The following is a 25,230-nucleotide window of genomic DNA, read 5'->3' as shown; positions in this document are numbered from 1 at the left end:
AAAGCGTGTACATTGCATCGCTCAAGAACTTTTATAATCCTTCGCCTTCGGTAAAAAATAATATTGGGTAAAAATTCACTCGGAGGCATCTTATGGTCATAAGACTGAAAAATGTCACTAAAACGTATGGTGAAAAAAATACGCAAGTTGTGGCACTGAACCACGTCAACCTAACGATTGGAAAAGGCGAGTTTGCTGCGGTAATCGGAAAATCGGGGAGTGGGAAATCGACGCTGCTTAATATGATCACAGGGATTGACCAGCCGACGTCTGGGACAGTTGAAATTCTCGGGAAGAACATCCACCGCTTTCGTCGGTCGCGGTTAGCGAAATGGCGCGGCAAAAACATCGGGATCGTTTTTCAATTTTTTCAATTAATGCCGACATTGACCGCGCTTGAAAACATCATGCTTCCAATGGATTTTTGTCGAACGTATACGAGGCAAAAGCAAATGGAAAGAGCTTTTGAGCTTTTACAGCAGGTCGGTATGGCCGATGCCGCAAGAAAATTCCCGGCGGAACTCTCGGGCGGAGAGCAACAGCGGGTGGCCATTGCGCGGGCACTGGCCAATGATCCGCCCATCATCGTCGCCGATGAACCGACGGGGAGCCTCGATTCCAAAACCGCGGACCAAATTATCTTCCTGTTCGAACAGTTGGCGGCTCGTGGAAAGACCGTTGTCATTGTTACACATGATCACACTTTAGCGGATAGAGCGGATCGGCTGATCACGGTTGTCGATGGCAAGGTCACCGGCAGCAGTTTATCGGCAAAGCGCAAAAAACTTAGGCAAAAGGAATCGATTTCACGATGATATTCCGTCCGAGACAGAAAAAAGTGCTAAGAGATTTGGGGCTCTTTAAATTCCGAACCTTTTTGGCCATCACAGTCATTGCCATGAGCATGACCGGAATCGGCACCATCGCCCAAGCCCGTTATATTTTAACAGAAGGCATGAACCAAAGTTTTCACATCACAAAACCAGCGAGCGGTACCCTTTATCTTAAATCTATCAACCCAGAACGGCTTTCGGAAATTCAAACGGTAAAAGGCGTCGAACGCGCCGAAGGTCGTACGATGTTAAATGCCAAAATTCAACCGGCAACTCCCGGGACAAAGCCGGATTTCCGCCGCTGGAAGGCACTTCGTCTCTATGCCATGGACTATCATCAGCAGTCCATGGAACGTGTGCTATCCCAATCCGGGCATTGGCCGCACCCAGGCGGCGGCCTGTATTTAGAAGAAAATACGTTAAAAAGCTTCCATTTGCATATTGGAGACACCGTTTGGGTCGAAACATCGAATGGTAAAAGACGAAAAATGACCATTACCGGCACGCTTCAAGCACCGGGAGAAGAAACGACCTTTTTGACAAAAACCGGCATCGGCTATATCCACCCGGATGATTTGAAGCTGTTTGGATACTCCAAGCGGTGGAACTGGCTGTCGTTTACGATCTCCGGCAATAAAAATGACACGCAAAAAGCACAGGATACGGCCATCCGTATAAAAAAATTTTTGGAAGACCGCGGGATCCGCGTCTACTCCACGCATGTTCCGGAGAAAAGGCAGCATTGGGCGTTTGACATTGTCCAATCGATGACCATTATTTTAGAACAACTCGGCATCCTTGTTTTTCTCGCAGCTTGCGGCATCGTCGTCAACGCCATACAATCCGTTTTAAACCATCAAACGCGGGAAATCGGGGTGATGCAATCGATCGGCGCTACCCCGCGTGAACTTTCAGTCATGTATTTCTCAAGCGTGTTGATTTACAGTGCCGCATCCCTCGTCATCGGCATCCCGCTCGGACTCTTTGGGGCGAGATGCCTCACAAGTTTTTCGATGGAAATGCTAGGCTTTGATGCTTCAACGATTGGTTTTTCCTGGCGCATCATTGTCTTTCAAGTTCTTGCAGGCATCGTGCTTCCACAAGCCGCTTGTCTTTGGATCATTTTAAAGGGGACGCGAATGTCCATTCGTGAGGCCATAAACGGCTCCAGAGAACAGAGGAAGGCACTTTTCCGGACGCTCAGAGGCGGGTCTTGTTCCTTACGTCTCTCTTTTCGCAACGCCTTTCGCAAAAAAGCTCGGACAGCCTTATGTCTCTTCGCTTTAACGTTAAGCGGCACCGTCATCTTGTCGGTGTTCAGCATTCGCAGTTCCATGGAAAAAACCAATCAAAATGCCTTGAAATATAATCAATACGATATTCAAATTCATTTAAAAAAACCCGCATCGGTTCAGCAAATCGCTTTGGCTTTAAAAACCGTCCCTGAAGTCAAGACTTTTGAAGTTTGGAACCAAGTTTACGGGAATCGCCTTCGTCCTGACGGCACATACAGCCAGGATTTGAAAATATATGTGCCCAAAATCCATTCCGCGTTCGTTAAGCCTGATGTCATTAAAGGGCGTTGGCTTCAGCCTGAAGATAAAAATGCGATCGTTTTGGATACATCTCTTCTCCAATCCGAAAAGGGGATCGATATTGGTGACGTCATAACAGTGGATGTCAACGGTAGCCACAAAAAATTGACAGTGGTCGGATTAATCAGAAAGGTTAGCGGTGAAGCGGCAGCCTATGCCGATCCACATGTGCTCGATTCAACCGGTCTTGATGCCAATAGAGGTAGCCTGATCAACATTGTCACAACCCAACATAGTCGTAACGAAGTCATGATGTTGATGAAAAAAATCATTAAAGCTTTTACAGCTCACAAACAATCGGTTTCCTCCTATCGCCTCACGAGCGATATGGCCGATGAGCAAGAAGCCCGCACCGACGTCCTTTTAATCTTTTTAACCGCCATGGCCCTTTTGATCTTAACGGTTTCCGCCATCGGTCTGACTGGCAACACGAGTTTGAATATCATGGAAAGGATGAGGGAAATGGGCGTGTTGCGCGCGATCGGAGCTAATGATATCCAGATCTTTCGGATCATCACATCAGAAAGCCTTGTGATCAGCTTTACTGCTTGGTTTTTTTCGGTTTTATTGTCTGTTCCCGCAAGCCTCGCACTCACTTACGAAATCGGTGAAGCATTGTTTCGGGCCCCATTGGACTTTGCCTATGCTTATTCGGGAATAACCCTTTGGTTTTTAATCTCAGCAGCTGTGGGCATCATTGCTGGTTGGGTTCCAATTCGGAATTGCCTGAAGCAGCCCATTCGGAATGTGATCGCCTCGGAGTAGGGGATGCTGGACATCCCCAGGCCTTTGCCGGAAAAAATGATATATTATCTAGCCAGTATAAAGAAAACTTGGCTCTGCCAAGCCTTTTAGGTGTAGGCCGATCCTTAGTTGTAATTAGGCTGGCGTGGAAAAATTTTATACTCTCATAGCAATATAAAAAAGCATCCCCCCGCGATGGGATGCTTCATTATACTTCTGAACTTACCAGGCTCCAATATCTGATTGAAGGTTTTCGATTCGATCGATAAACCCATCTATGGTTTTAAATTCGGGCAATGCGTTGAGTTTCGCTTCGAGTTGATGAAGGGAGGTTTTCAACGATTTCAATTCAGCCAAGTTTGATTTTAGTGTCTGTAAATCTTTACTGCTTATCCCGAGTTGTTTTTCTAGTTCAGCCGCCTTAGAAATAGAAGTCTTTAAGGCCGAAACTTGCCCGTCAAGGTGTTCCATATGCGTTTCTAGGGCATCCAAATGACTGTCAAATGCCTTAGCCTTCTTCGGATCCAATCTATTTAATATGATGAGCAAGCTGTGGGTTAATTCATCCGCCAAATGGTCCATTGTCTCTATTTCATCTTTGGCTTTGTCAAGGTTTGGTTTGATGGCAGCCCAATTCGCCATCCCATTCTGCAGCGCTTCTTGCCATTGTTTTTTAAGTTCGGCTTTGCTATCGGGTTGACCCTGACTGGTATCGTTCGTCGTCCCTTGATCCGAAGGTTTACTGCTCGTTGTATCTGTAGGCGACGTATTCTGATCGGTTTGGTTGGTGTCTTGCTTTTGATCCTTGGCGCTAGAATCTTCATTTATTGACCCGGAACCCTTGTTTTTCTGTAGATTACCGGGTGCTTGATCTAAAATACCGACTGAAAGAGCATCAAGAATGGTTTGCAACAGTGCCTCATCGTACACGTTCTTATGACTTAAAATCAGTTGCCTTAAGGCTTCAATCTGTTTGGTTGTTGCATCGAGACGATCTTGATACTGTTTTTGCTGTTTAGATAATTTTTCGGCGTTATCCATTAGGTCCTCAAGCTGTTTTTTCAGCGTTGCCAAATTTTTGCTTAATGCCTCGAGCTGCGGCATGTTTTTTACGACCTTTTCATCTTGCTCGATTTGCTGACCAACTTGATCGAGGAGCTGATTTGCCTCATCCAAATTTGCTCCCCAGTCGCCAGAAGCTTTCAGTAATTGGTCATAGGTGTTGCCAATTTGATCGGCAACCGGCTTTAATTGATTCGGTGATGTGACAAGCTTTTTAGCCTTTTCTATCGATTGGTTTACAGCATCGATGGCATTGTCTTTTTCGATTTGATCCGCAAGATCTTTCGCTTGCTCAATCAAGTCAGCCGCTTTCTCTAAGTCCTTTTGCAAACTGGGCAGTTCCTTTTTAATTTCCTCAGGGGTCTTGGTCGCAAGAAGAGCCTTTGCCAGATTGGATACGTCCTGACATTGGTCATTTAAACAGGTTTCAACGGTCGCATTCGGCAAGTCAATGGCATCTGCCGTTTGATCGCTGAGTGTCATTTTTACATCGGTCATGCAAGCCCAACCGACCTTGCTCGGTGTGCAAACTCCGCCCAACACCGGCAAACCGATTAACTTTCCTACTAAGTTTTCCACATTAATAGGGCCCGGTGATTTAATTTTAATAGTTAGATTCCCTTTGTCTGTGGCCAAAGTTTTTGTCATCGTTAAGCCGTAAATTATCCCTTCTCCGATAGCCGCTTCGCCTTCAGTGATGATTTTTAGAACATCCATTGTCCCTTCCACTTTGTCGGCTTCGACTAAAAACCCGCCACTATTACCCGAATCGCCTGTTTCACCTTCCGCAACTACTTTATTAGGGGAATAAATCGAAAAACAAAGGCTGAGAATCAGTACACCAACCCATCCGATGAAGAAAAACTTTTTATGTGTCTTAATCCAACTTTTCATATCAAAATCCCCTTGCCCGCGAATCTCCGTCACTCGAAGTTACGTCGTTGATTTTGTGCTCGCCACCTCGCTGTGATCAATCAAATGATTGCTTTCCTTACTTTCTTTGGATTGATCCGGCAAATGCGGAATCTCTTGTTCCTTCCAAGCAATGCAAAGGGCGCCACCGACGATTCCAAAAATCGTGCCAAACAGAAAACCGCCTAACGCCCCCATAATAGAGAGAATCGATAAAAACATAATGATCACGCCGAGCACGGTTGAAAATTGCGGATAGAGATATGCCAAAACGCCTAGAATAAGCACGAGTCCGCCGAACAAGAATCCAACAAATGCAAAGCTTCCTGGGACAAAAGCGATGGCATAAAGCTGGATCGGTATATAAAGAATCAAAAGGCCGGCCAATACAGATAAAGTCGCTCCCCAAAAGGGGCGGTGGTTCCGCCAAAGTTTAAATTTGCCGGCATTCTCCAACTTTTGGTGTTTTTTCTGAAGTTTTGCTTCTAATTTTTCCGCCTTGATCCGTTTTCGCTCGGCTTTGTCCTTACCCATGGTGACTTCCACCTCCGTTCGTGGTGTCACGCTACCATTTAATTGATCGTTTCTGGTTTGTCGATGCTTTCTATGGAAATCTTAGCGCCTTGCAACTTAACCATGGTTTGGAACAAATAATCCGTCACGATTTTGGCGTTGGTAATGGTTACTTTCTCCGCGGATTGCGACCAGTTTTTGGTATAATCATCCGTGTTTTTTTCATGGATGCCTAAATTGCTAAATTGCAAATTCGCCTCAATATATCTCGCATCTTGGATCAAACCATGAATCTCCGTAGGTTGTGTGCCCTTAATATTAACCCTAATCCATTTACCATCCGGGAGTTTTAAATCCTTATAAATAAGCAAATTGTAAACGGTCGCCTCTTCAATTTTGTTTCGCACCATCGGCGAGGCATCCGAATTCCCCGTTTCGCCAATTTGCGGTAGCATTTCAAAACCTTTGCCTTCTAACTTGTCGAATTGCACGTAGAAGTCACCCATGCCACCAAGAGGCAAAGCTAAAGCCGTTCCGGTCATGCCGAAGACACCGACCATGGCACCAAGTACGATCAAGCCACAAATCAACGCAGCCACGAATTTTTTCTTGACAGTAAATCCCACAGACATTTTCGTTTCCACTAGATTCACCCCGCGTGCCGCAAGATTTTTCAAGCATCCTTAAATTCCTTTAAACATGCGCTTACGTAAAATAATCGCGGTGCCAAGAACAATCAAAAATGAACTTATCGCAATAAACATAAAAGTATTGCTAGCGGTATCCGGCAACCTTCCGCCTAAATCCGAATCGCCATTGTCACCGCCAGACCCAGATTGAGCGATACCAGATGAGTGATCAGAATCGGCCACTTCACCGGGTTTGTCAATGCTTTGTATGGAAATTTTTGCACCTTGTAAATTAACCATGTTCTGGAATAAGTAATCGGTTACAATTTTGCCATCCGTAATCGTTACGGTATCTGCCGATTGCCCCCAATTGTTTTTGAAAGCTTCTTCAGCCGACATTTTCGCCGTGTTATGCTCCTCAACGGCTAGTTCATTAAATTGCAAGTTAGCACTGATGTAACGGGCATCCTGTATTAAACCTTTAATGGTCGTAGGCTGTGTGCCTTCAATGTTTATTCGGATCCATTTGCCAGTTGGTAATTTTAAATCCTTGTAGATTAATAGCCCGTAAACCGTTGCGCTGTCTATCTTGTTTCGAACTAAAGGGGCTTGATTGGAATCTCCGGTCTCGCCGATCTGCGGCATAAGGGAAAAGCCTTTTCCTTCCAACTTCTCAAACTGTACATGGAAATCACCCATCCCTCCTAATGGCAAGGCAAAGGCGGTACCAGTGATACCGAAAATCCCTCCCATTGCGGCAAGCACGAGCAATCCAGCAAAAAGAGCCGCGAAAAATTTCTTTTTCATCGTATAGCCAATAACGACGGAGCCACTCATATGTCTTTTAAACCTCCTCTCTTATAACGATTTCGAGATACCTCGCGTTATATTTGTAGACTATTCAGAATGATGTCACTTAATGATATTATAAGATAAATGTTTAGTTATACACACCCCGATAAAAATCGGATGACAGCGCTTAAACATGATGAGACCCCGACTTTTGTACAAGGTACTTTGTCACATAACGTCGAAAGATTCTGTCTATAAACAGTTGGTGAAATATGGTATATTTTAAGTTGATAGATTTTATTATTAATTCCGTCATAAAAGCAAAAAACTCACCGCTTAGTCCTGATGGCCATCGGATGTCCTCGGGGATGCTGGCATCGCTCTAGAGGGGGATCGGAGTAGTCCGAGGGATTAGGCGCTGAGCCTGGCATGACATCATGGCGCTATGCTTTTTATCCGTTCATACCTATGAAAAAAAGCAGGGGGATTATCGTCATGGAATCGCTGAGTCAGGAAATGACGCAAATTATTGAAACCGGTTTCCAAATGCTCAAGCACTATCGGGGGGCTATCGAAAAAGAATGGCAAGCCATTCTCACCCATCTGCAGCGGCTCAATGACCATAATGCTAAAGAAAATATCGACTTGATCTGAGGAATATTTACCGGTATCATACCCCATGGTCAAGGTAAAGGTACCTTTTGGTGCTTGACCATTTGGATAAGTGAAGTCAAATTGATACACATGCCCGGCAAGCTCTAAACCTTCCGCTTTCGACACAGCGTCGGAGTTGCTTACGTCCGTTACGGTCAACGTCGTACCGAGCGGCAGGTCTTCCGGCATGGTCAATACGATATTGGTCCCGTCAATCGTGACCTGTTCTCCTGGATAAACAACCGTTTCTTCACCCGGAGTGATGGTACCCTTTGACTTCACGACGTTGACTGTCCGAGTGGCCGTTGCCGTGTTTCCGGCGCTATCCGTGACCGAGTATGTCAACGTGTACGTGCCGAACTGGCTCGTATCGACACTGCCTGTCACTTGAATTTGTCTCGTCAAGTCACCATCAACATTATCAGTTGCCGTTGCGCCGGGGTCTTCGAATGTGCTTCCCATCTCTACCGTCATCGGATTGTCGCCATTAAGCGTGATGACCGGTTTTTCGTTATCAACAACTTTCACTGTTCGCTCTGCCGTAGCGGTATTCCCAGCGCGGTCGCTTACCGTATAAGTAAGGGTATAGCTTCCAACTTTATGCGTGTCTACTTCACCGGTTACGACGATTTGGTCGCTGATGTCGCCATCCAAATTGTCATTAGCCTTAGCGCCTGGATCATTAAAAGTGCTTCCATAATCAACCGTCATCGGGTTTTCCCCGTTTAAGGTGATGACCGGTGCTTCCCCATCGATTTTGATGGTATTAGCTGTTGTATCTTCACCGTCCATCGGGTTACATACGGCAACGGTTGTCGAAAGAATGTCAGGAACGCCATTAAGCTTCATCGTCGTTTTAATTTCACCAGCTTTAATGGTGAGAACCCCTTCATCACCAGCCGTAAATCCGGTGACTTCCATTCCTTGATCCGGAACGGTCAGTGTTATCGGGCCTTCGGTTGGTACTGGCGTTTCAGGAATTTGGATGGCGCCGCCTTGTTGTTTAGCGACGTCAACGGTTGCATCCTTATTTGTCGCATGGAGTAAAAATTCATCTGTCGTTCCTGTTACAGATGTCGCATGTAACAGACGCATGACATCGACCGTAGAAGACGGAATTTTAACGATGGATTGGGACTCGGTAATTTTAATAGCCGCACCTGGTTTCACCGTTTCAGGCGCCTTTCCTTTTACAATGACTGGCATCGTGAAAGTTAAAGGAATGGGTTGGGTGACGTTACAACTGTATAAAATGCTTCCTTCCGGTTTCACGACATTAACCGTTCTGTCAACGGTAGTGGTATGCCCTGCGCTATCGGTGACAGAATAGGTCACCTTATAAGTACCGAGTTTATCAGGATCGACTTTATCCCCAGAAACTTTAATCTGAGCGGTCAAATCCCCATCGACATCATCACTCGCCGTTGCCCCCGGATCCTTCCAAGCATCACCGAGTTCAACCTTCATGGGATTGTCACCATTTAAGGTGATTTGCGGGGCTTCATCAACGGCTTTTTCTTGGATGGTAATGGTGGCAATTGTTGTATCCTTGTCCGTTGGCACACAGGAAGCTTCAACCGCAACCTCTTGTGCACCTCCAGTAATATCTAAGTGAGTATCAATTTCACCGGCTTTTAATGTCAGAGTTCCTTCTTTCCCTGCCTTAAATCCGCTGACACTAATAGCCGGATCAGGCACGGTCAGTTCCATATCCTTAGTTGGGTCAATTGTCGTCTCGGGAATCTCAAGATCCGCTTGGTCAGCAACATTGATCGTTTTATCCGTATTCAACGACTGGATTTCAAACTTCGTCGTTTTCCCCGATACATAGTTCCCAAGCAGTTTCATAACACCAACTTGTACCATAGGAATAGTAACTGTCGTCTGTGAATTATTGATCGTTACCTCTTCCCCCGGCTCTACAACTGTGGGGACCGTTCCTTTAATCGTGACCGGCATGTCAAATTCTTGCTCAATTGGTTGTTTAACCGTACAATGGTACGTCAAATGGGTTTCTTTAGAAACAGTCTCATCGGCGGCACTGGCTGCGAGTGGTCTAACATTGGAATATAGTAGAGTTAAAGAAAAAGCCAAAGTAAGGGTGGCCGCCTTTTTCAATACCCTTTTAATGTTACATTCCTCCTTTTTTAAGATCTTGTCCTGCTTGATGATGGGAATTTTCTACCTCCTGTGACCCCCACACCACCTCCTTCGAGCTTGGTGCAACCATTGACTTCAGCATCTTTAACTATTTCTATAAAACTTTGTAAGCCTTTACATTTTTATAAAACGAGAGAAGGATAAAGAATTGAGGTTCAGAGATGGCATCACATTTGATTCCGGACGATTTTTCATTTTTATAGTAAATCCTTACTAGGTTGTAGCCTATCCCGAAAAATATAGGAAATGGTTGAGCATAGGCTGGAGCATCCCGACATTTGTACGACTATTCCGTCTCTTCTACAAAGTGCGACAAACATTGCAAAGGCAACTGAATAAAATCAAAACCTCTTCACCCATCCTCATTTTCATCGCTAAACAAAAATGAAAAATACCACGCTCTTCAAGCAAAAATGTGCACATAAATCCCGTTTTTGCGCACTTTTACCTAGGATCTGGCTTAGAAATGCGCATATGCTCCAGTTATTACCATTTTTAGCTGCGGTTCTTCCATATTATGGAGTGTCTGCTCATTTTCGTGGCTGTTTCAGCTGAAAAATGAGCATAAATTTGTTTTTTGCGCATTTTTGCCTAGGATCTGGCTTGGAAACGCGTATACGCTCCAGTTATTACCATTTTTAGCTACGATTCTTCCATATTATGGAGCGTCTGCTCATTTTCGCGGCTGTTTCAGCTGAAAAATGAGCATAAATTTGTTTTTTGCGCATTTTTGCCCAGGATCTGGCTTAGAAACGCGCATACGCTCCAGTTATTACCATTTTTAGCTACGATTCTTCCATATTATGGAGCGTCTGCTCATTTTCTTGCGCTTTACGTCCAAAAAGTGAGCATAAATTCGTTTTTTGCGCATTTTTGCCCAGGATCTGGCTTAGAAACGTGCATATGCTCCAGTTATTACCATTTTTAGCTGCGATTCTTCCATATTATGGAGCGTCTGCTCATTTTCGCGGCTGTTTCAGCTGAAAAATGAGCATAAATTTGTTTTTTGCGCACTTTTACCCAGGATCAGGCATAGAAATGCGCATATGCTCCAGTTTTTTACAAATATTACTGCAATTATTCCATATTATGGAATATCCCTGTATTTTTAATAACTTTTCCAGCAGTAAAATGCGCATTAATGCCGTTTTGGCAAACTTTTTTGTATCGTGAGCTATAAAAGTCGCGCAAGGGTGGCTAGGCACAAGAATTACGCACGACATACAGCCTGATAGTAGTGCTAGATTAAGCCAATTCTCTATACTTTTTAACGAAAAAAAGGACCCTTTCGGCCGATCCCCAAAATGAGATCTGCCGATAGGATCCTAGCTTTCCGCTCGGTCTGATTTTTATCTATACAAATGTTATGCTTTTTGAAGAACATGACTCTGTGCCTTTTGTGTCGATTGCTTCCATTTTTTATTGAGTTCATTAAACACTTCGTTGTGTGAGGACACCATGGCAAAGGCTTCTGCATCAGGTTCAATATATTTTTTGGCTTGGTTGACAGCGTTCGCGGCGTCTTGAAAGCAGCCGGCGAGCAAGTTTAATTTACCATCATAATGAAGAATGTCACCAGCAGCAAATAAACCGGGCACTGTGGATTCGCATTTCGCTGTTCCTTTTATAAAATAATCATCCACCAGCTCTAGGCCTAGTTCAGCATTTTTGAGGAGTTCGGTATCCATGTCAAAACCGTGATTGACGATGACCGCATCCACGTCTACACGAAAAACATCGCTGCCGTTCCTTGTTAATTCTACCTGTTGGATTCTGTCTTCATTTACCGCAGGGATCAGATTCGTAATAGTTGTTTGCGGTAAACATTCCACCGAACTGTTCATGATATGTGTGATTTGCGCTTCGTGGCCGCAAAGCTCCTCACCGCGACAGACGATATACACTTTTTTCGCATAAGGCTCCAATTCGACGGCCCAATCAATCGCGGAATTGCCGCCGCCCGAGATTAAAACCGTTTGATCCCTGAAGTCTTCAAGTGATGTCACGGTGTAGTGTAAATTGCTATGTTCAAAACGCTCCGCCCCAGCAACATCCAGTTTGGTATGTTTTAAAATGCCGCTGCCGACAGCGACGATGACGGTTTTGGAGTAATGCTTACGCCCAGATGCCGCTTCGAGCACAAATAGACCATCCTGTTTTTGAATCGCAACAATCTTTTCATTTAAAACGACTTCCGGTTGAAATGTCAGCCCTTGTGCGACTAGATTATCAATAAGATCGGCGCCCGTAACGGGAGGAAGCCCACCGACATCCCAAATCGTTTTTTCCGGATAAAGGCGGACTTTCCCGCCGAGATATGGATGGTACTCGATAACTTTTGTTTTCATTTTCCTTAAACCGCTGTAAAAGGCCGAGAATAACCCCGCTGGTCCCCCGCCGATCACCGTCACGTCAAAAACGTTCATTTCGTTCATTGTCGATCCCCCAAGCCGTATAAAAAAATCAATTGACAAATGAGAAACATTCTCACTATAATCATATTATAAATGATATTGATAATTGTTATCAATATTTTTTTATGATTTGAGGGAAAAACATGGTTCAAATATATACGGAAAATCTACATATTGGTTACGGTGAGCGCACCATCGTCGAGGATTTAACGGTTCAAATACCGGAAAATCGCATCACAGCGATCATCGGCGCGAATGGCTGCGGAAAATCTACGCTTTTAAAAGCCATGACGCGGATCATTGCTGCTCAATCCGGATCCGTTATCATTGACGGAAAGCGCATCACGGAAATTAAAACCAAAGAGCTTGCCAAAAAAATGGCCATCCTCCCTCAATCACCAGAGTGTCCGGCAGGATTAACCGTCGGCGAGCTCGTTTCTTACGGGCGCTATCCTTATCAAAAAGGTTTTGGTCATCTGACACAAAAGGACCGCGACGTCATTCACTGGGCGCTCGAAGTGACAGGTGTTTCTGCCTTCAAAAATCATCCGGTCGATGCTCTTTCCGGGGGGCAGCGGCAAAGGGTCTGGATTGCTTTAGCACTCGCTCAAGAAACCGATGTCATTTTTCTTGATGAACCAACGACTTATTTGGATATTGCTCACCAGTTAGAAGTCTTGGAGCTGTTAAAGCGGCTGAATGACGAACAGCAACGGACGATCGTCATGGTTCTGCACGATATTAATCAAGCGGCGCGCTTTTGCGATTACATTATCGCTTTAAAAAACGGCCGCATCGTCAAAGCCGGGACATGTGAAGACGTCATTCAGGCAGATGTTCTAAGAGAAGTTTTTCACATTGAAGCTGTGATTGGCACTGACCCATTGACGGGAAAACCGCTCTGCACGACTTACAATCTAATTAAAGGAGAAACCGCTTATGTATAGAAAACTGATGCTTTTACTCCTCTTGCCGGCAGTGCTGTTATTTAGCGCTTGTGGTCAAAACAATGATTCCAAATCCGAAAGTACCGCTCCGAAAACGGTCACATACCAATCGGAAAACGGCCCGGTGGAAGTGCCGGCCCATCCGAAACGCGTCATTGTTTTATCAACCTTTACCGGTGACGTTCTAAAATTAGGCGTCCCGCTCGTTGGTGTTGACTCATACGCGAAAGACAACCCTAATTTTAAAGAGGCTTTAAAAGGGGTTGAAGCCGTTTCTGAAAATGACATTGAAAAAATTATTGCGCTGAAACCCGATTTGATCATCGGCCTGTCCACGACAAAAAATATTGATAAGCTCAAAAAAATTGCACCGACCGTGACCTATACGTACGGCAAATTGGACTATTTGAACCAATTCATTGAAATCGGCAAGCTTTTAAATAAAGAAAAACAAGCCAAAGCTTGGGTCGCCGATTATAAAAAACGCGCCGAAGCACTTGGGAAAGAAATCAAAGCGAAAATTGGTGAGGATGCAACGGTTTCCGTTATTGAAAATTCCGGAAAACAGCTCTATGTCTTCGGGAATAACTGGGCGCGCGGCACCGAGCCTCTCTATCAAGAAATGAAGTTGAACATGCCCAAAGCCGTGAAAAGGGATGCGCTAAAACCCGGCTGGTTTGCCATCTCGCCTGAAGTTTTGCCGGAGTACTGCGGAGATTACGTCATTTTCAGCAAAGACCCAAACGCGGATGCTTCCTTTATGACGACCGACACCTATAAAAATATCCCTGCCGTGAAAAACGGTCATGTTTACACCGTCAATGCCAAAGCGTTTTACTTTAACGATCCCATTTCATTGGAATACCAACTGGATTTTTTCAAAAAAGCTTTTCTCGGTGAATAATAGAAAAGAGGAATTCTTAAAATGGAATTCCTCTTTTTAACAAAAATCAAGAAAAAGATGAGTGGTTTCATGCATGCATTTTCTTTTACATATAAACTCTTCATCGCTTTAATCCTTCTTATCGTTACCTTTATTTTGGCGTTAACATTCGGCGCAGCGGATTTGGACATGGCTAAAGTGTTCCATGCCTTTTTCTCCCATAAAACGAATGAAACCTTTAATATTTTTCGGGAAATTCGGCTGCCGCGGGAAATTGGTGCTATTCTTGTCGGGGCGGCCCTATCTGTCTCCGGTGCCATCATTCAAGGATTAACGCGTAACCCGCTCGCCGACCCTGGGTTACTCGGGTTGACAGCCGGTGCGAATGCCGCACTTGCAGTCACCATGGCCTTTGTTCCGACCGCATCATATCTATGGTTGACGGTCGCCTGTTTCATCGGGGCAGCGGCCGGCGGTCTCATGGTTTTTGGCATCGGTGCCGTGAAAAAGAGCCTCTTTTCCCCTGTGCGCATGGTTTTAGCAGGGGTAGCCATCACGGCTTTTCTTGAAGCCATCGCCCAAGGTGTCGCGCTCACATTTAAAATTTCTAAAGACGTCTCCATGTGGACGGCAGGGGGTCTCGTCGGTACTACTTGGCATCAACTTCAGATCATTACGCCGATTATTTTGATCGGGCTTTTTTTGGCGGTCGCCTTGTCGAGGCAGCTCACTATACTAAGCCTGAATGAAGAAGTAGCGATTGCCGTCGGGCAAAAGACGCTTCAAATAAAAATTTTACTGCTGATTATTGTCATTATCCTAACCGGTTGTGCTGTTGCGCTCGTTGGCAATATGGCTTTTATCGGGTTAATGATTCCGCACCTCGTCCGGCCGTTTGTCGGTACGGATTATCGGTTTGTCATTCCTATCTCCGCATTATTCGGGGCAAGTTTCATGTCGCTCGCGGACCTTTTGGGGCGAACCATCCACGCTCCTTATGAGACTCCCGTTGCCGCCATTATCACGATTTTAGGATTGCCTTTCTTTTTATATGTCGTGCGCAAAGGGGGTCAGCTTCGCTCATGATGGCAACTTCTTTGTTAAAAAAGCAGAGGCGGATCATTTTATTATTGGTGCTTTTAATTTTATTGACCGGTTTAACCGGTTTAAGCATTGGCAGCGCATCGCTTTCGTATGCCCAAACGCTTTTGGCCTTGATCGGCCACGGAAACCCTATGGACGAATTTGTCATTTTTGACATTCGCCTGCCGCGACTTCTCATTACGCTGCTTTCTGGCATGGCGCTTGCTGCTTCAGGGGCTATTTTGCAAAATCTGTCAAGAAACGACCTGGCAGACCCCGGCGTGATTGGCATTAATTCTGGAGCAGGGGTAGCGGTTGCCGTTTATTTTCTTTTCGCACCTGTCAATCACGATAGTTTTACCTATATTTTGCCTATCGCCGCCTTTATCGGCGCCTTTATCACGGCTTGTCTGATTTACGGTTTTTCTTATACAAAAAATGCGGCCTTAGAGCCCGTTCGCTTTATTCTTGTCGGGGTTGGATTTAGCTTGGCCCTTTCCGGGTTAATGATCGTCATCATTAGTTCATCCGACAAGCAAAAGGTGAATTTCATCGCTTCATGGCTCGCCGGATCGATTTGGGGTGACGGCTGGCCGTTTATTCTGGCAGTGCTTCCATGGCTCGTGGTCCTTATCCCTTTTACCTTGTATAAAGCCCAAAGCTTAAACTTACTTAGCCTGCATGATACCACGAGCATCGGGCTCGGCTTACCGATTCAAAAAGAGCGGCTCATTTTGCTCGCGGCTGCGGTGGGCTTAGCTGCCTCTAGTGTCTCGGTTACCGGCAGTATATCATTCATCGGACTCATGGCTCCGCACTTAGCCAAAGCACTTGTCGGTCCGCGCAGCCAATTATATATACCGATTGCCGTTTTAATCGGCGGCTGGCTACTGATGACAGCCGACCTTATCGGTCACAATATCGTACCGCCGGACGGCATCCCCGCCGGCATTATCGTCTCGCTCATCGGCGCCCCATATTTTATTTATCTGTTTTTCCGGCAGAAAACGTAAACATTCACCGTTAGAATAAAAAACCGGGTTAATGCCCGGTTTTTTAAGTATGCCAACCCTTATGAAAGGGCACTTAAATTTTTTCTTAATCAACCCCCACAGCATCTCGACTTTTTTAATCAAAAATATTCCACCAGATTGCGGGCGGGGGTGTCACTGAGCCACTCCAATTGGCGCTGGCGCAGTTCGAACAGGGTAAGCGGGTCGCGGAACTCTTCGGGATTTTTTTGCAAGTCCTTCAATGCATCCCGGCGGGCGGCGACTTCAGCCTGTGCTTCCTCCAACGCTTTCGTAAGCGCAGCGGAAGGCGGGTCAAAGAACATTTTGATATCTCGTGAAAGCGAACGTTCAAACAAATCAAATTGCTGTATGAATTGGTTTGCGACGGATTCGGCCGTCTCTGTATAATCTTTGCTTGCAATAAATTGTTTGTATTTATTAAGGATTAAGTCTTTGTTTTTCGAAACGGCTCCGAATAGTTTCCCGGCACTCTTTAAAAGGAGGCGGGAAGGCGTGAGGCGCAATAAAATATTGGTTTTCTCAAGCGGTATGCCGCCTTGTGTCATTCGATAGATGTCGCGGCGCCAGTCTTCCAAAACCTTAAAATCACCATTTAGCGCCAATTTTTCTTCACCATATAAAGCATTCAGCTTGTTACCACATTCATTCAATTGTGACTGACTGTCCCCAAACTCTTCCTCGCAGACTTCCATCCACTCCTCTACCGCTTTGCGGAAATTTGGAAGAGCCGTATCCTCGATAAATGTTGTAAGACGCCGATTCATTTCGTCATTTATGAACACGTGGATTTTGGATATGTCCATGCTGAAAGTAATGAGTTCCGAACATTTTTTTAACAAGTCGGGAATGGTCGTCAATAAATCCTTGTGCCATTCATTTTTAATAAAACCAAATGCCTGCTTCACGGTTTGCGTTTTTTCCTCTTCCAACTCTTGGACCCGATTGATCGCTTCTTCCAGTGTCGCAATGAGCTCTTCATACCATTCGATATGTTCCATCATGGCCCGTTCCGCCTCAACCCGTTTATCGAGAAGCGACCTTAGGGACAATTTTATAAAATGAAGAAGCTTGGACGGTCGCAATTTCTCTAAACGGACGGTGTCAATGGCTGCCCGTGCCGATTTAAGAAGCTCCGCGGCCAATTTTTCAGGATCGCGCGTGGTCGACAATGCCGTCACTTCTGCATGCGGGAAATGGCGTTCGATCTCGGTAACGATTTGATCCACCCATTGCAACGCTTTTTCTTTGTCCATCCATTCAAAATTCCACAGAACAAAATGAATCGGTAACTCGGGTAAGTAAGCCTTGATCTGGAGCACCAGGTCAAAATCCCTTTCATTGCTGACAACATAGATTAGCCCATCGCAAAACTCAAGATCTTGTAAAACCTCATCCGTTATACGGTTGGAATCAAGCGTGAAGGGAGCGGCCATTAAATCAAGCCCCGTACCATCTTCCTTAAATTGCGGTGCCGAAAACCGGCATGGAAAGACAAGACGCATCACCGCGTCTTTCGCATCAGGTTCAGCCATCATAGCCATTTCGCTTTCTGCAAAAGCCACTTCCATGTCTTGATCCATAAACAATCGACTGAAAGCCGTTCGGCAGGTTGCGGATGCTGGGGAGGCAATCATCAAGTGATAATGATTAAAATCGAACAGTTCGCCGACCTTCCATTGTATGTCATCGTCGGGTAAAATCCCCTCATTTTTCCCCCAAGTTAAAACGGCTTCAAAAAGTTGGCTGCACGCATCCATCACATTTTTTGGACGCTGGCCGTCGTTCAACATGGACTCGGCCGAAAGGACTGAATGTTCAGGAAGCGTTTCCGGAAACAACTCTTCCCAGGCAAGTACTAGAGAAGCCGCCAATGGCCGATCTTCCAATGTCGCCGTCCTCAGCCAATGGGTCAAGAGCCTCGGCATTAAATCAGAAATTTCCCGTAAAAGATACTTCCCACCCACTAATTCAGCGCAAGTCGTTCTAAAAAGTGGTGATAGCTTATGCCAAGTATAAGATTCTTCCAGGGATTGCGTATCAAGAAAATCACAAAATGTCGTAAGCCACCTGAAATAATATCCGCTTTGTTTATACGTCACCCAAAGCGCCGCAGAAAGCTCTTCCAAGCGGGCACGGTTTACCTCATAAAGTTTATCTAAAACCGGGCGGAAATAATTCGGTGGAAAACGCAAAATATGTTTTTGCTCGATATAGTTTTCAAGAAGGGAAAACCAAGATGGGCCTCCTGTTCGTATCGCTTCATTGACTGCCAACTCGACAGCATTGTCCCAATCATTCTGTTCTTCAAAATAGGTCCGGGCCATCTCCGTCACATTTGGATAATCGGGATTTAACTGAACGGCCTTTTTGATCGTGGCGACCGCCTCTTCATGCCGATCCAACAGTTCATACAAAGAGAGAAGCTGCAGGAGCACTTCTGTTTTCAAGACGTCCGAATCGGGATCGACCTGTTTATAAAAATCTTCCGCCAAAGCGAGCCAGCCGAGCTCAAAGTGGGCATCACCGATGTTTTTCAAAGCCCAGGGCTTTAATTCATTATCCACCTTTTCCCACTTAAAGATGGCCGCTTCATAGTCCTTATGATGAAAATACACTTCCCCTTGGGCAAAGCGAATGTACGCGAGCTCAGGCACATCTTTATGCTGTTCCTGCGCGTACATATTTCCCAAAAATTTTGCCGGCTCCTCGTGGCTTTTTTCTCCCATTAAACTTTTATAAAAGGTTTTATTGATGAGGTTTTTTTCAACTGTCATCTTGATCCCCCGTCCCCATAAAATCACGTCTTAAATGCCACCAACTTTTCGGAGTCTCACCGTGCATCAAAATTAAAACCCGAATAGAGTGGCTTTAAAGGCGTTTGCTCCCAAATGTTACCCATCTCGGGATTTGGACATCGTGGTGATATGCATCCAACCCTCAGATCTTACCGCCTTAATCATGATTATGTGCATGACTTTTAAAGTCCGCATCCCATTTGTTACGGACTTAAAGACTTATGAAGCTTTACCCATTTAAAAGTCCGAGCCCTCTCGTCTTTTTATTTATATGAACATCCATGGATGTTTAAAACATCAGCTTGTTTCTCCGCACAATATTTTTTGTCCACTTATTTATTATTCGACACATTCCGACCGTTTCAGTCCCTTGGCAAAAGAAAAAAGAACGCCGAAACGTCCTTTCATCAACTTGGGGCTTGCTTTTATTAAATTTTTTTGGGCGATTGAACTTTTTCCTCACTTACTTGAAGAAAGTGGTTACCGGACTAGTCAGCACCGCACGCACACGCGCCGCCACCGCCACAAGCACAACCGCCACCGAGGTCAGCTTCTGTTGGCACTTTTTCCAGTTCAATCGTTTTCATGACATACTGCACGATCAAGTTCTGGAGTTTATCGACTTCTTCATAAGCAGAAAGAAAGTCCCGCGCAACAGGATTGGCATACAGTTTTTCCCGGCTTGCTTGAAAATCGGCAAACTCATCTTCATCAAATGGCAAGCCTTGTTGTTGTTTTTCTTGTAGCGCCCGCTGTTTCTCAATGGCTTCATCATAAACCGCTTGAGCTTCTTTATCCATGAGAAAACTATTGATCTTTGCTTTAATATCTGGAAACGCCGGTTGTTCCAAAATCAGCCGGCAAAGTTCTTCCGTTTTTTCCCTGATTTTATCCATCTCGAACGTTGTATTCATGCTTATCCTCCCTCACTAGGTTAATTATAGTTTATAACAAAAGGCCATGTACCACAAAAATTTCAATCGTTTGGATTCCTTTTATTGGAATCAAACAATGTGCTAAAATAAAAGCGTGTTAATAAAGGAGAGTCATGCCGATGGAAACCGTCTTATCCGTTTTTAAAAGAACCTATCATGTCGACCTTCGAGATGTAGATTTTACAAAAAAACTTAAGCTAAGCGCTTTATTTGGATATTTACAAGACATTGCAAGCCTCGCTTCCATCGACCTCGGTTATGGGATTGAAACCCTTGAGAAGAAATATGGGGTCGCCTGGATTTTAACACGCATCCGCGTCGACATCGATCGTTTGCCGAAATGGGATGAAGAGATCCTGATTGAAACCTGGCCGCTGGAACCGGGCAAGATTGAGTTTGACCGGGATTTTCTTGTGAAAGATGCAAACGGCAAGACGATCATTCGGGCCATCTCCAAATGGGTGATCATGGACATTAAAGAAAGAAAAATTAAGCGGAGTGAGCTCATCAACATTCGTTATCCGGAAAACATGACAGAACGGGCAATCGAGGCAAAATTAGGGAGGATGAAAGATTTCGGCCAATTAGAAGTCGCTTATAAAAAGGTCATCGGCTACAGCGATATTGATTTTAACGGCCATCTCAATAATTCTAAATACGTGGACTACATTATGGACTGTTTCCCCGTTGCGGAGCATAAAAAACATTCCCTCCGTTCTGTGGATCTGAATTTCATGCACGAAGCATTGCCGGGTGACACACTCATCCTTTTAAAAGACGTGTCCAAAGCGGGTGAAGGCATCATTTACATCGAAGGCGTCAACGAAAAGGACAACCATGCCGTCTTCAGATCACGCCTCACCATAGATTGAGCCGTTTTTAAAAACATGCGGCTCTTTTTTGATCCTCCCAATCCTTCACCTGAACGGGTCACATAATAAAAAAATAGGCGAATTATTGATCGCCTTCTAAAAACGAACGCCACCGCTTCTGGTATTCGGTTTCGTTCACAGCTTGAAAATGGACGGTCTCACCTGTTTTCCAATATGTCAATTCCAGATCTTTTGCTACATTGCGGAATTTCCCCTCAAGAGTAACAGATTTTCCGTCTACCGTCGTATAGAGTTTTGCCATCAAACCATCCGTAATTCCATTTAAGTGATACGTCGTTGTTCGATGAGGTTTTTTTTCAACAACTTGGAGTGTGCATGACCATTCCCCTTCGCGTAGCGCTTCTTCAACCTTTAGAAATAACCATTCTTGACTGTTGTCCGGGGCATAGAGATAGCCATAAACTTTGCGCAGGTCGCTAAAAAAACGGTCGAGCCGTTCATTTTCCTTTTGTTCTGCCACATAGACGGTTTGTTCCCAATCTTCTTTAAATGCTTGTTGATATGACTTAAGCTTAGATTGGGAAACGGGTGTCAACGGGAAACCTTTTACCATAAGCTTTCCATCCACATACTTAGCAGAAAATGTTTCTTTCGTCCCGTTACGATTCATTAACAATTGATAACCATCATCTGTCACCTTGCCGGTCACAGAATCTGCTTGTTTCTGCCAAGTTGGCGGACTCCCCGCTTTCTCCTGTATCGTCCAACGATAATACTCTCCGGACACGTCATGACTGCGACCAGTGAGGCTGAGCCACCACAATTGGTGGTCATCCCGATAAATAAAAATCTTAGCCTGTGAGCCTGCTGTTTTTGAAAAATAAGACTCGCCGATGAACCAGAATACCGAGATCGTCACGATCAATCCAATGACGATCCAAAAAAGTCGTTTCATCCTTTTCCCCTCTTTCGCCGGGCGGGTTAATGAACGCTGTTAAGGTAATGTTTTCCCAGCTGCTTTATATAGGTCATACCATTCCTTGCGAGTCAAAGAAACCTGTGAGGCTCGGCAAATATCCCTTAGCCTTGCCGGATTCGTTGTTCCAACAATGGGTTGGATGCGCGCCGGATGCCTTAAAATCCATGCGATGGCCACTGCCGATTTTGTCACCCCGTTCTTCTCCGCCATTTCACCTAACTTTTCATTCAGCTCCGGAAAACGTTCATGATCTAAAAACACACCTTCAAAAAACCCAAATTGCAACGGGGACCATGCCTGAATCGTGATCCCTTTTAACCGGCAATATTCCAGCACTCCGCCATCACGATTCACGGCCTGAGCATTTTCCATGTTGACATTCAGCCCAGCATCGATCATCGTCGTATTTGTCAGGCTGAGCTGCAATTGATTAATGATAAGTTTCTGATGAAGATATTTGGAAAGAAGTTCAATTTGCATCGGATGATGATTGCTGACGCCGAACGTTCTCACCTTACCGGCTGCATGCAACCGATCGAAAGCTTCAGCTACCTCTTCCGGTTCCATAAGCGTATCCGGCCGGTGTAAAAGCAAGACATCAATATAGTCCGTCTTTAAGCGTTTCAAGCTGCCATCCACCGAACGAAGAATGTGTTCTTTGGAAAAATCATAGTATCCTTCTCGGATGGCGCATTTCGTTTGAATAAACATTTTCTCCCTTAAACCCGGCGACTGTGTAAGGACTTCCGCAAAAACGGCTTCGCTTTGTCCCCCGCCGTAAATATCCGCATGATCGAAAAAGTCGATTCCTTCATCCAACGCTGTACGGATGAGCCGTTCGGCTTCATCCCGCGACAAATCCGCGATTCTCATGCATCCCAAAGCAATTTCCGACACAGTCATTTCATTGGCGATATCCAATTTCTTCATCCCTGTAACCTTCTTTCAATTTTCAGTGCAATCTTGTGAAATCTTCTGAAGTTTTGGTCCGTTCTTTTCATTGTCAGTTTAGCAAATATTTCTGACCGTTGACTATACCTAAAAACAGAATGCCTAAAATGATACGTCACCGCTTTGCCATGATCAAGGCGTCAAGGATTAAAAAAACCGCTCCATGGCCGGTCATGGAAATCATTCGAAAGGTGGCTTTAAGCAGCCGTTGCCCGGCTTTCCGACAGATGCGGTCGATTTTGCATCCAACATTTCACCCAACAAACATTTCTTTAGACGGCCGATTTGAAAATCATCCCATATAAAAAAAGTGCCAAATGCATCAGCATGATGCTTCGGAATACGTGCTGTCTCATAAGTCCCATTCCTTCCGTAAAAAAGCCAATCCTGCCCAGCCATCGGAAAGCAAACGTGACACGTGTCACATTTTTTCGCCTAGAAAAAAGAATATGTGATGTATATCAATATTTAAGGTAAATGGCTTTTTTAAAATAGTATTAGTCATCTGAAACTTATGAATAGGGGGCGCCAAGATGGGCTTTCGCCTACATCCGCTTTTTTTATTTTTCCATATCCTTTTTGCCATCGTGTGGGTAGGTGGTCTATTTTTTATCGGATGGAGTGCCGTCTCCGCCTATAAACATATGCCCTATAAGGAACAACGCCTCCTTTTACGGCGTTTAATGAAGTGGTTTCATCTGCCTTTGCTGTGTGCTGGTATTGGCGTCATCGTCACGGGTATTCTCCTCGGTACGCTTTCCGGCCCTATCCGCGACTGGAAAAGCATTTGGCACTCGACTTTCGGCCATCTTTGGGCCACCGCGTTCATTATAGGTGCGCTTTCCCTTACATGGGGTGCATGGATTGGCTACCGCCACGCACTGAAACTCCTCGGTAATGAACCGTTGTGGGCCAATGCCGACCACGGCGCGAAAAAACCTTTGCACAAGGCGCTCCTCCGCCTGCTTCTCATCGAAGCCATTGAACCGGCCGGTATTTTGGCGCTGATCATCATCATGGTTTTTCTGTGATTTTCCGTTGCCAACCGAAAAACATTCATTTTAGCAAAATAAACCGACGCAGCCCCCTTTTTTAAAAACCTCGTTTTTAAACGGATGGCGCTTTACCGCTGTACATTTCGGCAGCCTGGATCTGGCTGAAAGTTGGTTCTCGAATCGAAAGGCGGAAGACGGTGCCAACGAAAAACGTTTATTCAGAAGCCGGCTATTGATGTACGGAACTGAGAATACAGGAGGCTTTATCATGAGCATCATCCAACAAAAGCCTGTCCGTCATGCCTTTTTATATTACCGATTTTCATGGCTTCACCTGATTCGCCCGTTGACGTTTACCGCAACCATTAGCCCAGCCGCATTTGGCAGCGCTTTAGCTGCATGGTACGGCCCATTTCATGTTGATCGTTTTGTGATCGTTTTGGTCGTCGGGGTGCTCGTACAATCTGCTGTTAATATGCTGAACGATTACTTTGATTATCAAAAAGGACAGGATCAGGAAAAATGGATCTTCTCAGAAAATTTAAATGCCGTACTCCACCCACCCTACCGTTTGATTCCAGCGGTCGCCACGTTGCTTTTCGCTTTGGCAGGATTAGGCGGTTTATGGGTGGGAGCCCGCAGCCACCAGTTTTGGATTTTATGGATGGGTGCACTCGGCGTTTTCTGCGGCTATAAATATTCAGCCGGCCGCCGTTCATTATCAAGTCTCGGGTTAGCTGAAATCATTGCCTTTCTCTTTCTCGGAGTATTCCCGACAACCGCCGGTTTTGTTGTTCAAGGCCGCCTACTTGATGCAGCGGTTTTTGCCCTATCGCTTCCCCTGTCGCTCGCTTCGGCAACGATGCTTTTGACGAATAATCTGCGCGACATCGATAAAGATCAAGGCGTACGCCTGACGATTGCCATGAGACTGGGAAGAAAGCGGGGGGCGCGCGTTCTGAATGCGCTTTTGGGAGCGGCATACCTTTCCGTTTTTCTTTTGAGCGTGCTTGGACTGCTTTCGGCACTCTCACTCCTCACGGTCTGCGCCGTACCAGCCGCCATTAAGCTTTGCTATTTATTAAGATCGGGGGCAAGCCCCACGGAAGAACGACTAGCCATGAAGTGGGCTGCCCTCCACCATTGGCTTTTCGGCATCACATTGTACGGTTCCGTTTTTATCGCCAATATTTAATTTTTGTGGACAGGAAGAGGTGAAATGAAGCGCGCTTAATCATGAGATAGGTCACTTTTTGGATAAAACAGAAGGCGTATAATAGCCTTTGAAAAAATATTTTTACAAGGAGCATTCCTGTATTGAAGAAAAATGAGGCAAAATAGCGGTTTTTCGGGTTGTACAAAAATAGAGCCCTCTTGGTATAGTACGGAGTGTCAACGGATGTTGACCTCTAATTTAGGAACCAAGGAGGACTCATACATGAATTATAACCAAAATCGCAAAATCTCTCAAATCACAGAGAACACAT

At 45.2% G+C, this 25,230-nt stretch carries 19 protein-coding genes; 9 read left to right on the top strand and 10 right to left on the bottom strand.

Annotation, left to right across the window (positions count from 1 at the left end; genetic code table 11):
- Positions 1-92 precede the first annotated feature (92 nt).
- Together H532_RS18325 and H532_RS0108595 are read left to right on the top strand one after the other, a co-directional pair.
- Positions 93-815 (top strand): ABC transporter ATP-binding protein, encoded by a 723-nt coding sequence (locus H532_RS18325; RefSeq protein WP_051263227.1) that lies wholly within the window; start codon positions 93-95, stop codon positions 813-815.
- Complete coding sequence (locus H532_RS0108595) at positions 812-3,193, top strand: FtsX-like permease family protein (RefSeq protein WP_027725147.1); 2,382 nt, start codon at positions 812-814, stop codon at positions 3,191-3,193. The genes H532_RS18325 and H532_RS0108595 overlap by 4 nt, the downstream gene beginning before the upstream one ends.
- A gap of 201 nt (positions 3,194-3,394) precedes the next feature.
- Here the strand turns inward: H532_RS0108595 and H532_RS0108590 are convergent, their stop codons facing one another.
- The 6 genes from H532_RS0108590 to H532_RS18305 all read right to left on the bottom strand — a co-directional run bounded on the left by H532_RS0108590 (position 3,395) and on the right by H532_RS18305 (position 12,329).
- On the bottom strand, positions 3,395-5,128 hold the full coding sequence (locus H532_RS0108590; protein WP_155995016.1) for a coiled-coil domain-containing protein: 1,734 nt from the start codon (positions 5,126-5,128) through the stop codon (positions 3,395-3,397).
- Between the two features lie 39 nt (positions 5,129-5,167).
- Positions 5,168-5,680 carry a DUF6114 domain-containing protein gene (locus H532_RS18320; RefSeq protein WP_051263226.1) on the bottom strand — a complete coding sequence of 171 codons (513 nt, stop codon included), beginning with the start codon at positions 5,678-5,680 and terminating at the stop codon, positions 5,168-5,170.
- A 38-nt stretch (positions 5,681-5,718) separates the two neighbouring features.
- On the bottom strand, positions 5,719-6,303 hold the full coding sequence (locus H532_RS0108580) for a DUF6230 family protein (RefSeq protein ID WP_245566437.1): 585 nt from the start codon (positions 6,301-6,303) through the stop codon (positions 5,719-5,721).
- A 39-nt stretch (positions 6,304-6,342) separates the two neighbouring features.
- Positions 6,343-7,125 (bottom strand): DUF6230 family protein, encoded by a 783-nt coding sequence (locus H532_RS18315; protein WP_051263225.1) that lies wholly within the window; start codon positions 7,123-7,125, stop codon positions 6,343-6,345.
- Positions 7,126-7,515: 390 nt separating this feature from the next.
- Complete coding sequence (locus tag H532_RS19565) at positions 7,516-9,828, bottom strand: DUF5011 domain-containing protein (RefSeq protein ID WP_155995015.1); 2,313 nt, start codon at positions 9,826-9,828, stop codon at positions 7,516-7,518.
- A 1,430-nt stretch (positions 9,829-11,258) separates the two neighbouring features.
- Entirely contained in the window at positions 11,259-12,329 is a 1,071-nt protein-coding gene (locus H532_RS18305) for an NAD(P)/FAD-dependent oxidoreductase (RefSeq protein WP_051263224.1), read from the bottom strand.
- A gap of 122 nt (positions 12,330-12,451) precedes the next feature.
- Here H532_RS18305 and H532_RS0108560 point away from each other — a divergent pair, with 122 nt between their 5' ends.
- From H532_RS0108560 to H532_RS0108545, 4 genes are read left to right on the top strand one after another with little or no spacing between them, the layout of a single operon-like run.
- Positions 12,452-13,255: an ABC transporter ATP-binding protein gene (locus tag H532_RS0108560; RefSeq protein ID WP_027725143.1), complete on the top strand. Its 804-nt coding sequence runs from the start codon at positions 12,452-12,454 to the stop codon at positions 13,253-13,255.
- Positions 13,248-14,159 (top strand): iron-hydroxamate ABC transporter substrate-binding protein, encoded by a 912-nt coding sequence (locus tag H532_RS0108555; protein WP_027725142.1) that lies wholly within the window; start codon positions 13,248-13,250, stop codon positions 14,157-14,159. Before H532_RS0108560 ends, H532_RS0108555 begins: the two co-directional genes overlap by 8 nt.
- A gap of 57 nt (positions 14,160-14,216) precedes the next feature.
- Complete coding sequence (locus tag H532_RS0108550) at positions 14,217-15,224, top strand: FecCD family ABC transporter permease (RefSeq protein WP_027725141.1); 1,008 nt, start codon at positions 14,217-14,219, stop codon at positions 15,222-15,224.
- Positions 15,221-16,234: a FecCD family ABC transporter permease gene (locus H532_RS0108545; RefSeq protein ID WP_027725140.1), complete on the top strand. Its 1,014-nt coding sequence runs from the start codon at positions 15,221-15,223 to the stop codon at positions 16,232-16,234. Before H532_RS0108550 ends, H532_RS0108545 begins: the two co-directional genes overlap by 4 nt.
- Positions 16,235-16,353: 119 nt before the next feature.
- On the opposite strand, the gene H532_RS0108540 is transcribed toward H532_RS0108545, so the two are convergent.
- On the bottom strand, positions 16,354-19,029 hold the full coding sequence (locus tag H532_RS0108540) for a tetratricopeptide repeat protein (RefSeq protein WP_027725139.1): 2,676 nt from the start codon (positions 19,027-19,029) through the stop codon (positions 16,354-16,356).
- Between the two features lie 509 nt (positions 19,030-19,538).
- Positions 19,539-19,964, bottom strand: a complete 426-nt coding sequence (locus H532_RS0108535; RefSeq protein WP_027725138.1) for a YlbF/YmcA family competence regulator — start codon at positions 19,962-19,964, stop codon at positions 19,539-19,541.
- Between the two features lie 140 nt (positions 19,965-20,104).
- On the opposite strand from H532_RS0108535, the gene H532_RS0108530 reads away from it, so the two are divergent.
- Positions 20,105-20,857, top strand: a complete 753-nt coding sequence (locus tag H532_RS0108530; protein ID WP_027725137.1) for an acyl-[acyl-carrier-protein] thioesterase — start codon at positions 20,105-20,107, stop codon at positions 20,855-20,857.
- A gap of 82 nt (positions 20,858-20,939) precedes the next feature.
- Here the strand turns inward: H532_RS0108530 and H532_RS0108525 are convergent, their stop codons facing one another.
- Entirely contained in the window at positions 20,940-21,773 is an 834-nt protein-coding gene (locus H532_RS0108525; protein ID WP_027725136.1) for a hypothetical protein, read from the bottom strand.
- Positions 21,774-21,812: 39 nt separating this feature from the next.
- On the bottom strand, positions 21,813-22,727 hold the full coding sequence (locus tag H532_RS0108520; protein ID WP_027725135.1) for an aldo/keto reductase: 915 nt from the start codon (positions 22,725-22,727) through the stop codon (positions 21,813-21,815).
- 554 nt (positions 22,728-23,281) lie between these two features.
- Here H532_RS0108520 and H532_RS18300 point away from each other — a divergent pair.
- Both H532_RS18300 and menA read left to right on the top strand, forming a co-directional pair.
- Positions 23,282-23,779 (top strand): hypothetical protein, encoded by a 498-nt coding sequence (locus H532_RS18300; protein WP_051263223.1) that lies wholly within the window; start codon positions 23,282-23,284, stop codon positions 23,777-23,779.
- Between the two features lie 232 nt (positions 23,780-24,011).
- Positions 24,012-24,938: a 1,4-dihydroxy-2-naphthoate octaprenyltransferase gene (gene menA, locus H532_RS0108505; protein ID WP_027725133.1), complete on the top strand. Its 927-nt coding sequence runs from the start codon at positions 24,012-24,014 to the stop codon at positions 24,936-24,938.
- Positions 24,939-25,230: the final 292 nt, after the last annotated feature.

The organism is Tuberibacillus calidus DSM 17572 (assembly GCF_000430685.1).
GTDB classification, from domain to species: domain Bacteria; phylum Bacillota; class Bacilli; order Bacillales; family Sporolactobacillaceae; genus Tuberibacillus; species Tuberibacillus calidus.
The sequence above is the reverse complement of the archived record's forward strand: the minus strand, read 5'-3'. Positions and strand labels throughout refer to the sequence as shown.

What these genes read in the sequence shown, in the direction of transcription:
- H532_RS18325 (WP_051263227.1), top strand. Translation starts at nt 93, where the DNA reads ATGGTCATAAGACTGAAAAATGTCACTAAAACGTATGGTGAAAAAAAT.
- H532_RS0108595 (WP_027725147.1), top strand. Translation starts at nt 812, where the DNA reads ATGATATTCCGTCCGAGACAGAAAAAAGTGCTAAGAGATTTGGGGCTC.
- H532_RS0108590 (WP_155995016.1), bottom strand. Translation starts at nt 5,128, where the DNA reads ATGAAAAGTTGGATTAAGACACATAAAAAGTTTTTCTTCATCGGATGG.
- H532_RS18320 (WP_051263226.1), bottom strand. Translation starts at nt 5,680, where the DNA reads ATGGGTAAGGACAAAGCCGAGCGAAAACGGATCAAGGCGGAAAAATTA.
- H532_RS18315 (WP_051263225.1), bottom strand. Translation starts at nt 7,125, where the DNA reads ATGAGTGGCTCCGTCGTTATTGGCTATACGATGAAAAAGAAATTTTTC.
- H532_RS18305 (WP_051263224.1), bottom strand. Translation starts at nt 12,329, where the DNA reads ATGAACGAAATGAACGTTTTTGACGTGACGGTGATCGGCGGGGGACCA.
- H532_RS0108560 (WP_027725143.1), top strand. Translation starts at nt 12,452, where the DNA reads ATGGTTCAAATATATACGGAAAATCTACATATTGGTTACGGTGAGCGC.
- H532_RS0108555 (WP_027725142.1), top strand. Translation starts at nt 13,248, where the DNA reads ATGTATAGAAAACTGATGCTTTTACTCCTCTTGCCGGCAGTGCTGTTA.
- H532_RS0108550 (WP_027725141.1), top strand. Translation starts at nt 14,217, where the DNA reads ATGAGTGGTTTCATGCATGCATTTTCTTTTACATATAAACTCTTCATC.
- H532_RS0108545 (WP_027725140.1), top strand. Translation starts at nt 15,221, where the DNA reads ATGATGGCAACTTCTTTGTTAAAAAAGCAGAGGCGGATCATTTTATTA.
- H532_RS0108540 (WP_027725139.1), bottom strand. Translation starts at nt 19,029, where the DNA reads ATGACAGTTGAAAAAAACCTCATCAATAAAACCTTTTATAAAAGTTTA.
- H532_RS0108535 (WP_027725138.1), bottom strand. Translation starts at nt 19,964, where the DNA reads ATGAATACAACGTTCGAGATGGATAAAATCAGGGAAAAAACGGAAGAA.
- H532_RS0108530 (WP_027725137.1), top strand. Translation starts at nt 20,105, where the DNA reads ATGGAAACCGTCTTATCCGTTTTTAAAAGAACCTATCATGTCGACCTT.
- H532_RS0108525 (WP_027725136.1), bottom strand. Translation starts at nt 21,773, where the DNA reads ATGAAACGACTTTTTTGGATCGTCATTGGATTGATCGTGACGATCTCG.
- H532_RS0108520 (WP_027725135.1), bottom strand. Translation starts at nt 22,727, where the DNA reads ATGAAGAAATTGGATATCGCCAATGAAATGACTGTGTCGGAAATTGCT.
- H532_RS18300 (WP_051263223.1), top strand. Translation starts at nt 23,282, where the DNA reads ATGGGCTTTCGCCTACATCCGCTTTTTTTATTTTTCCATATCCTTTTT.
- menA (WP_027725133.1), top strand. Translation starts at nt 24,012, where the DNA reads ATGAGCATCATCCAACAAAAGCCTGTCCGTCATGCCTTTTTATATTAC.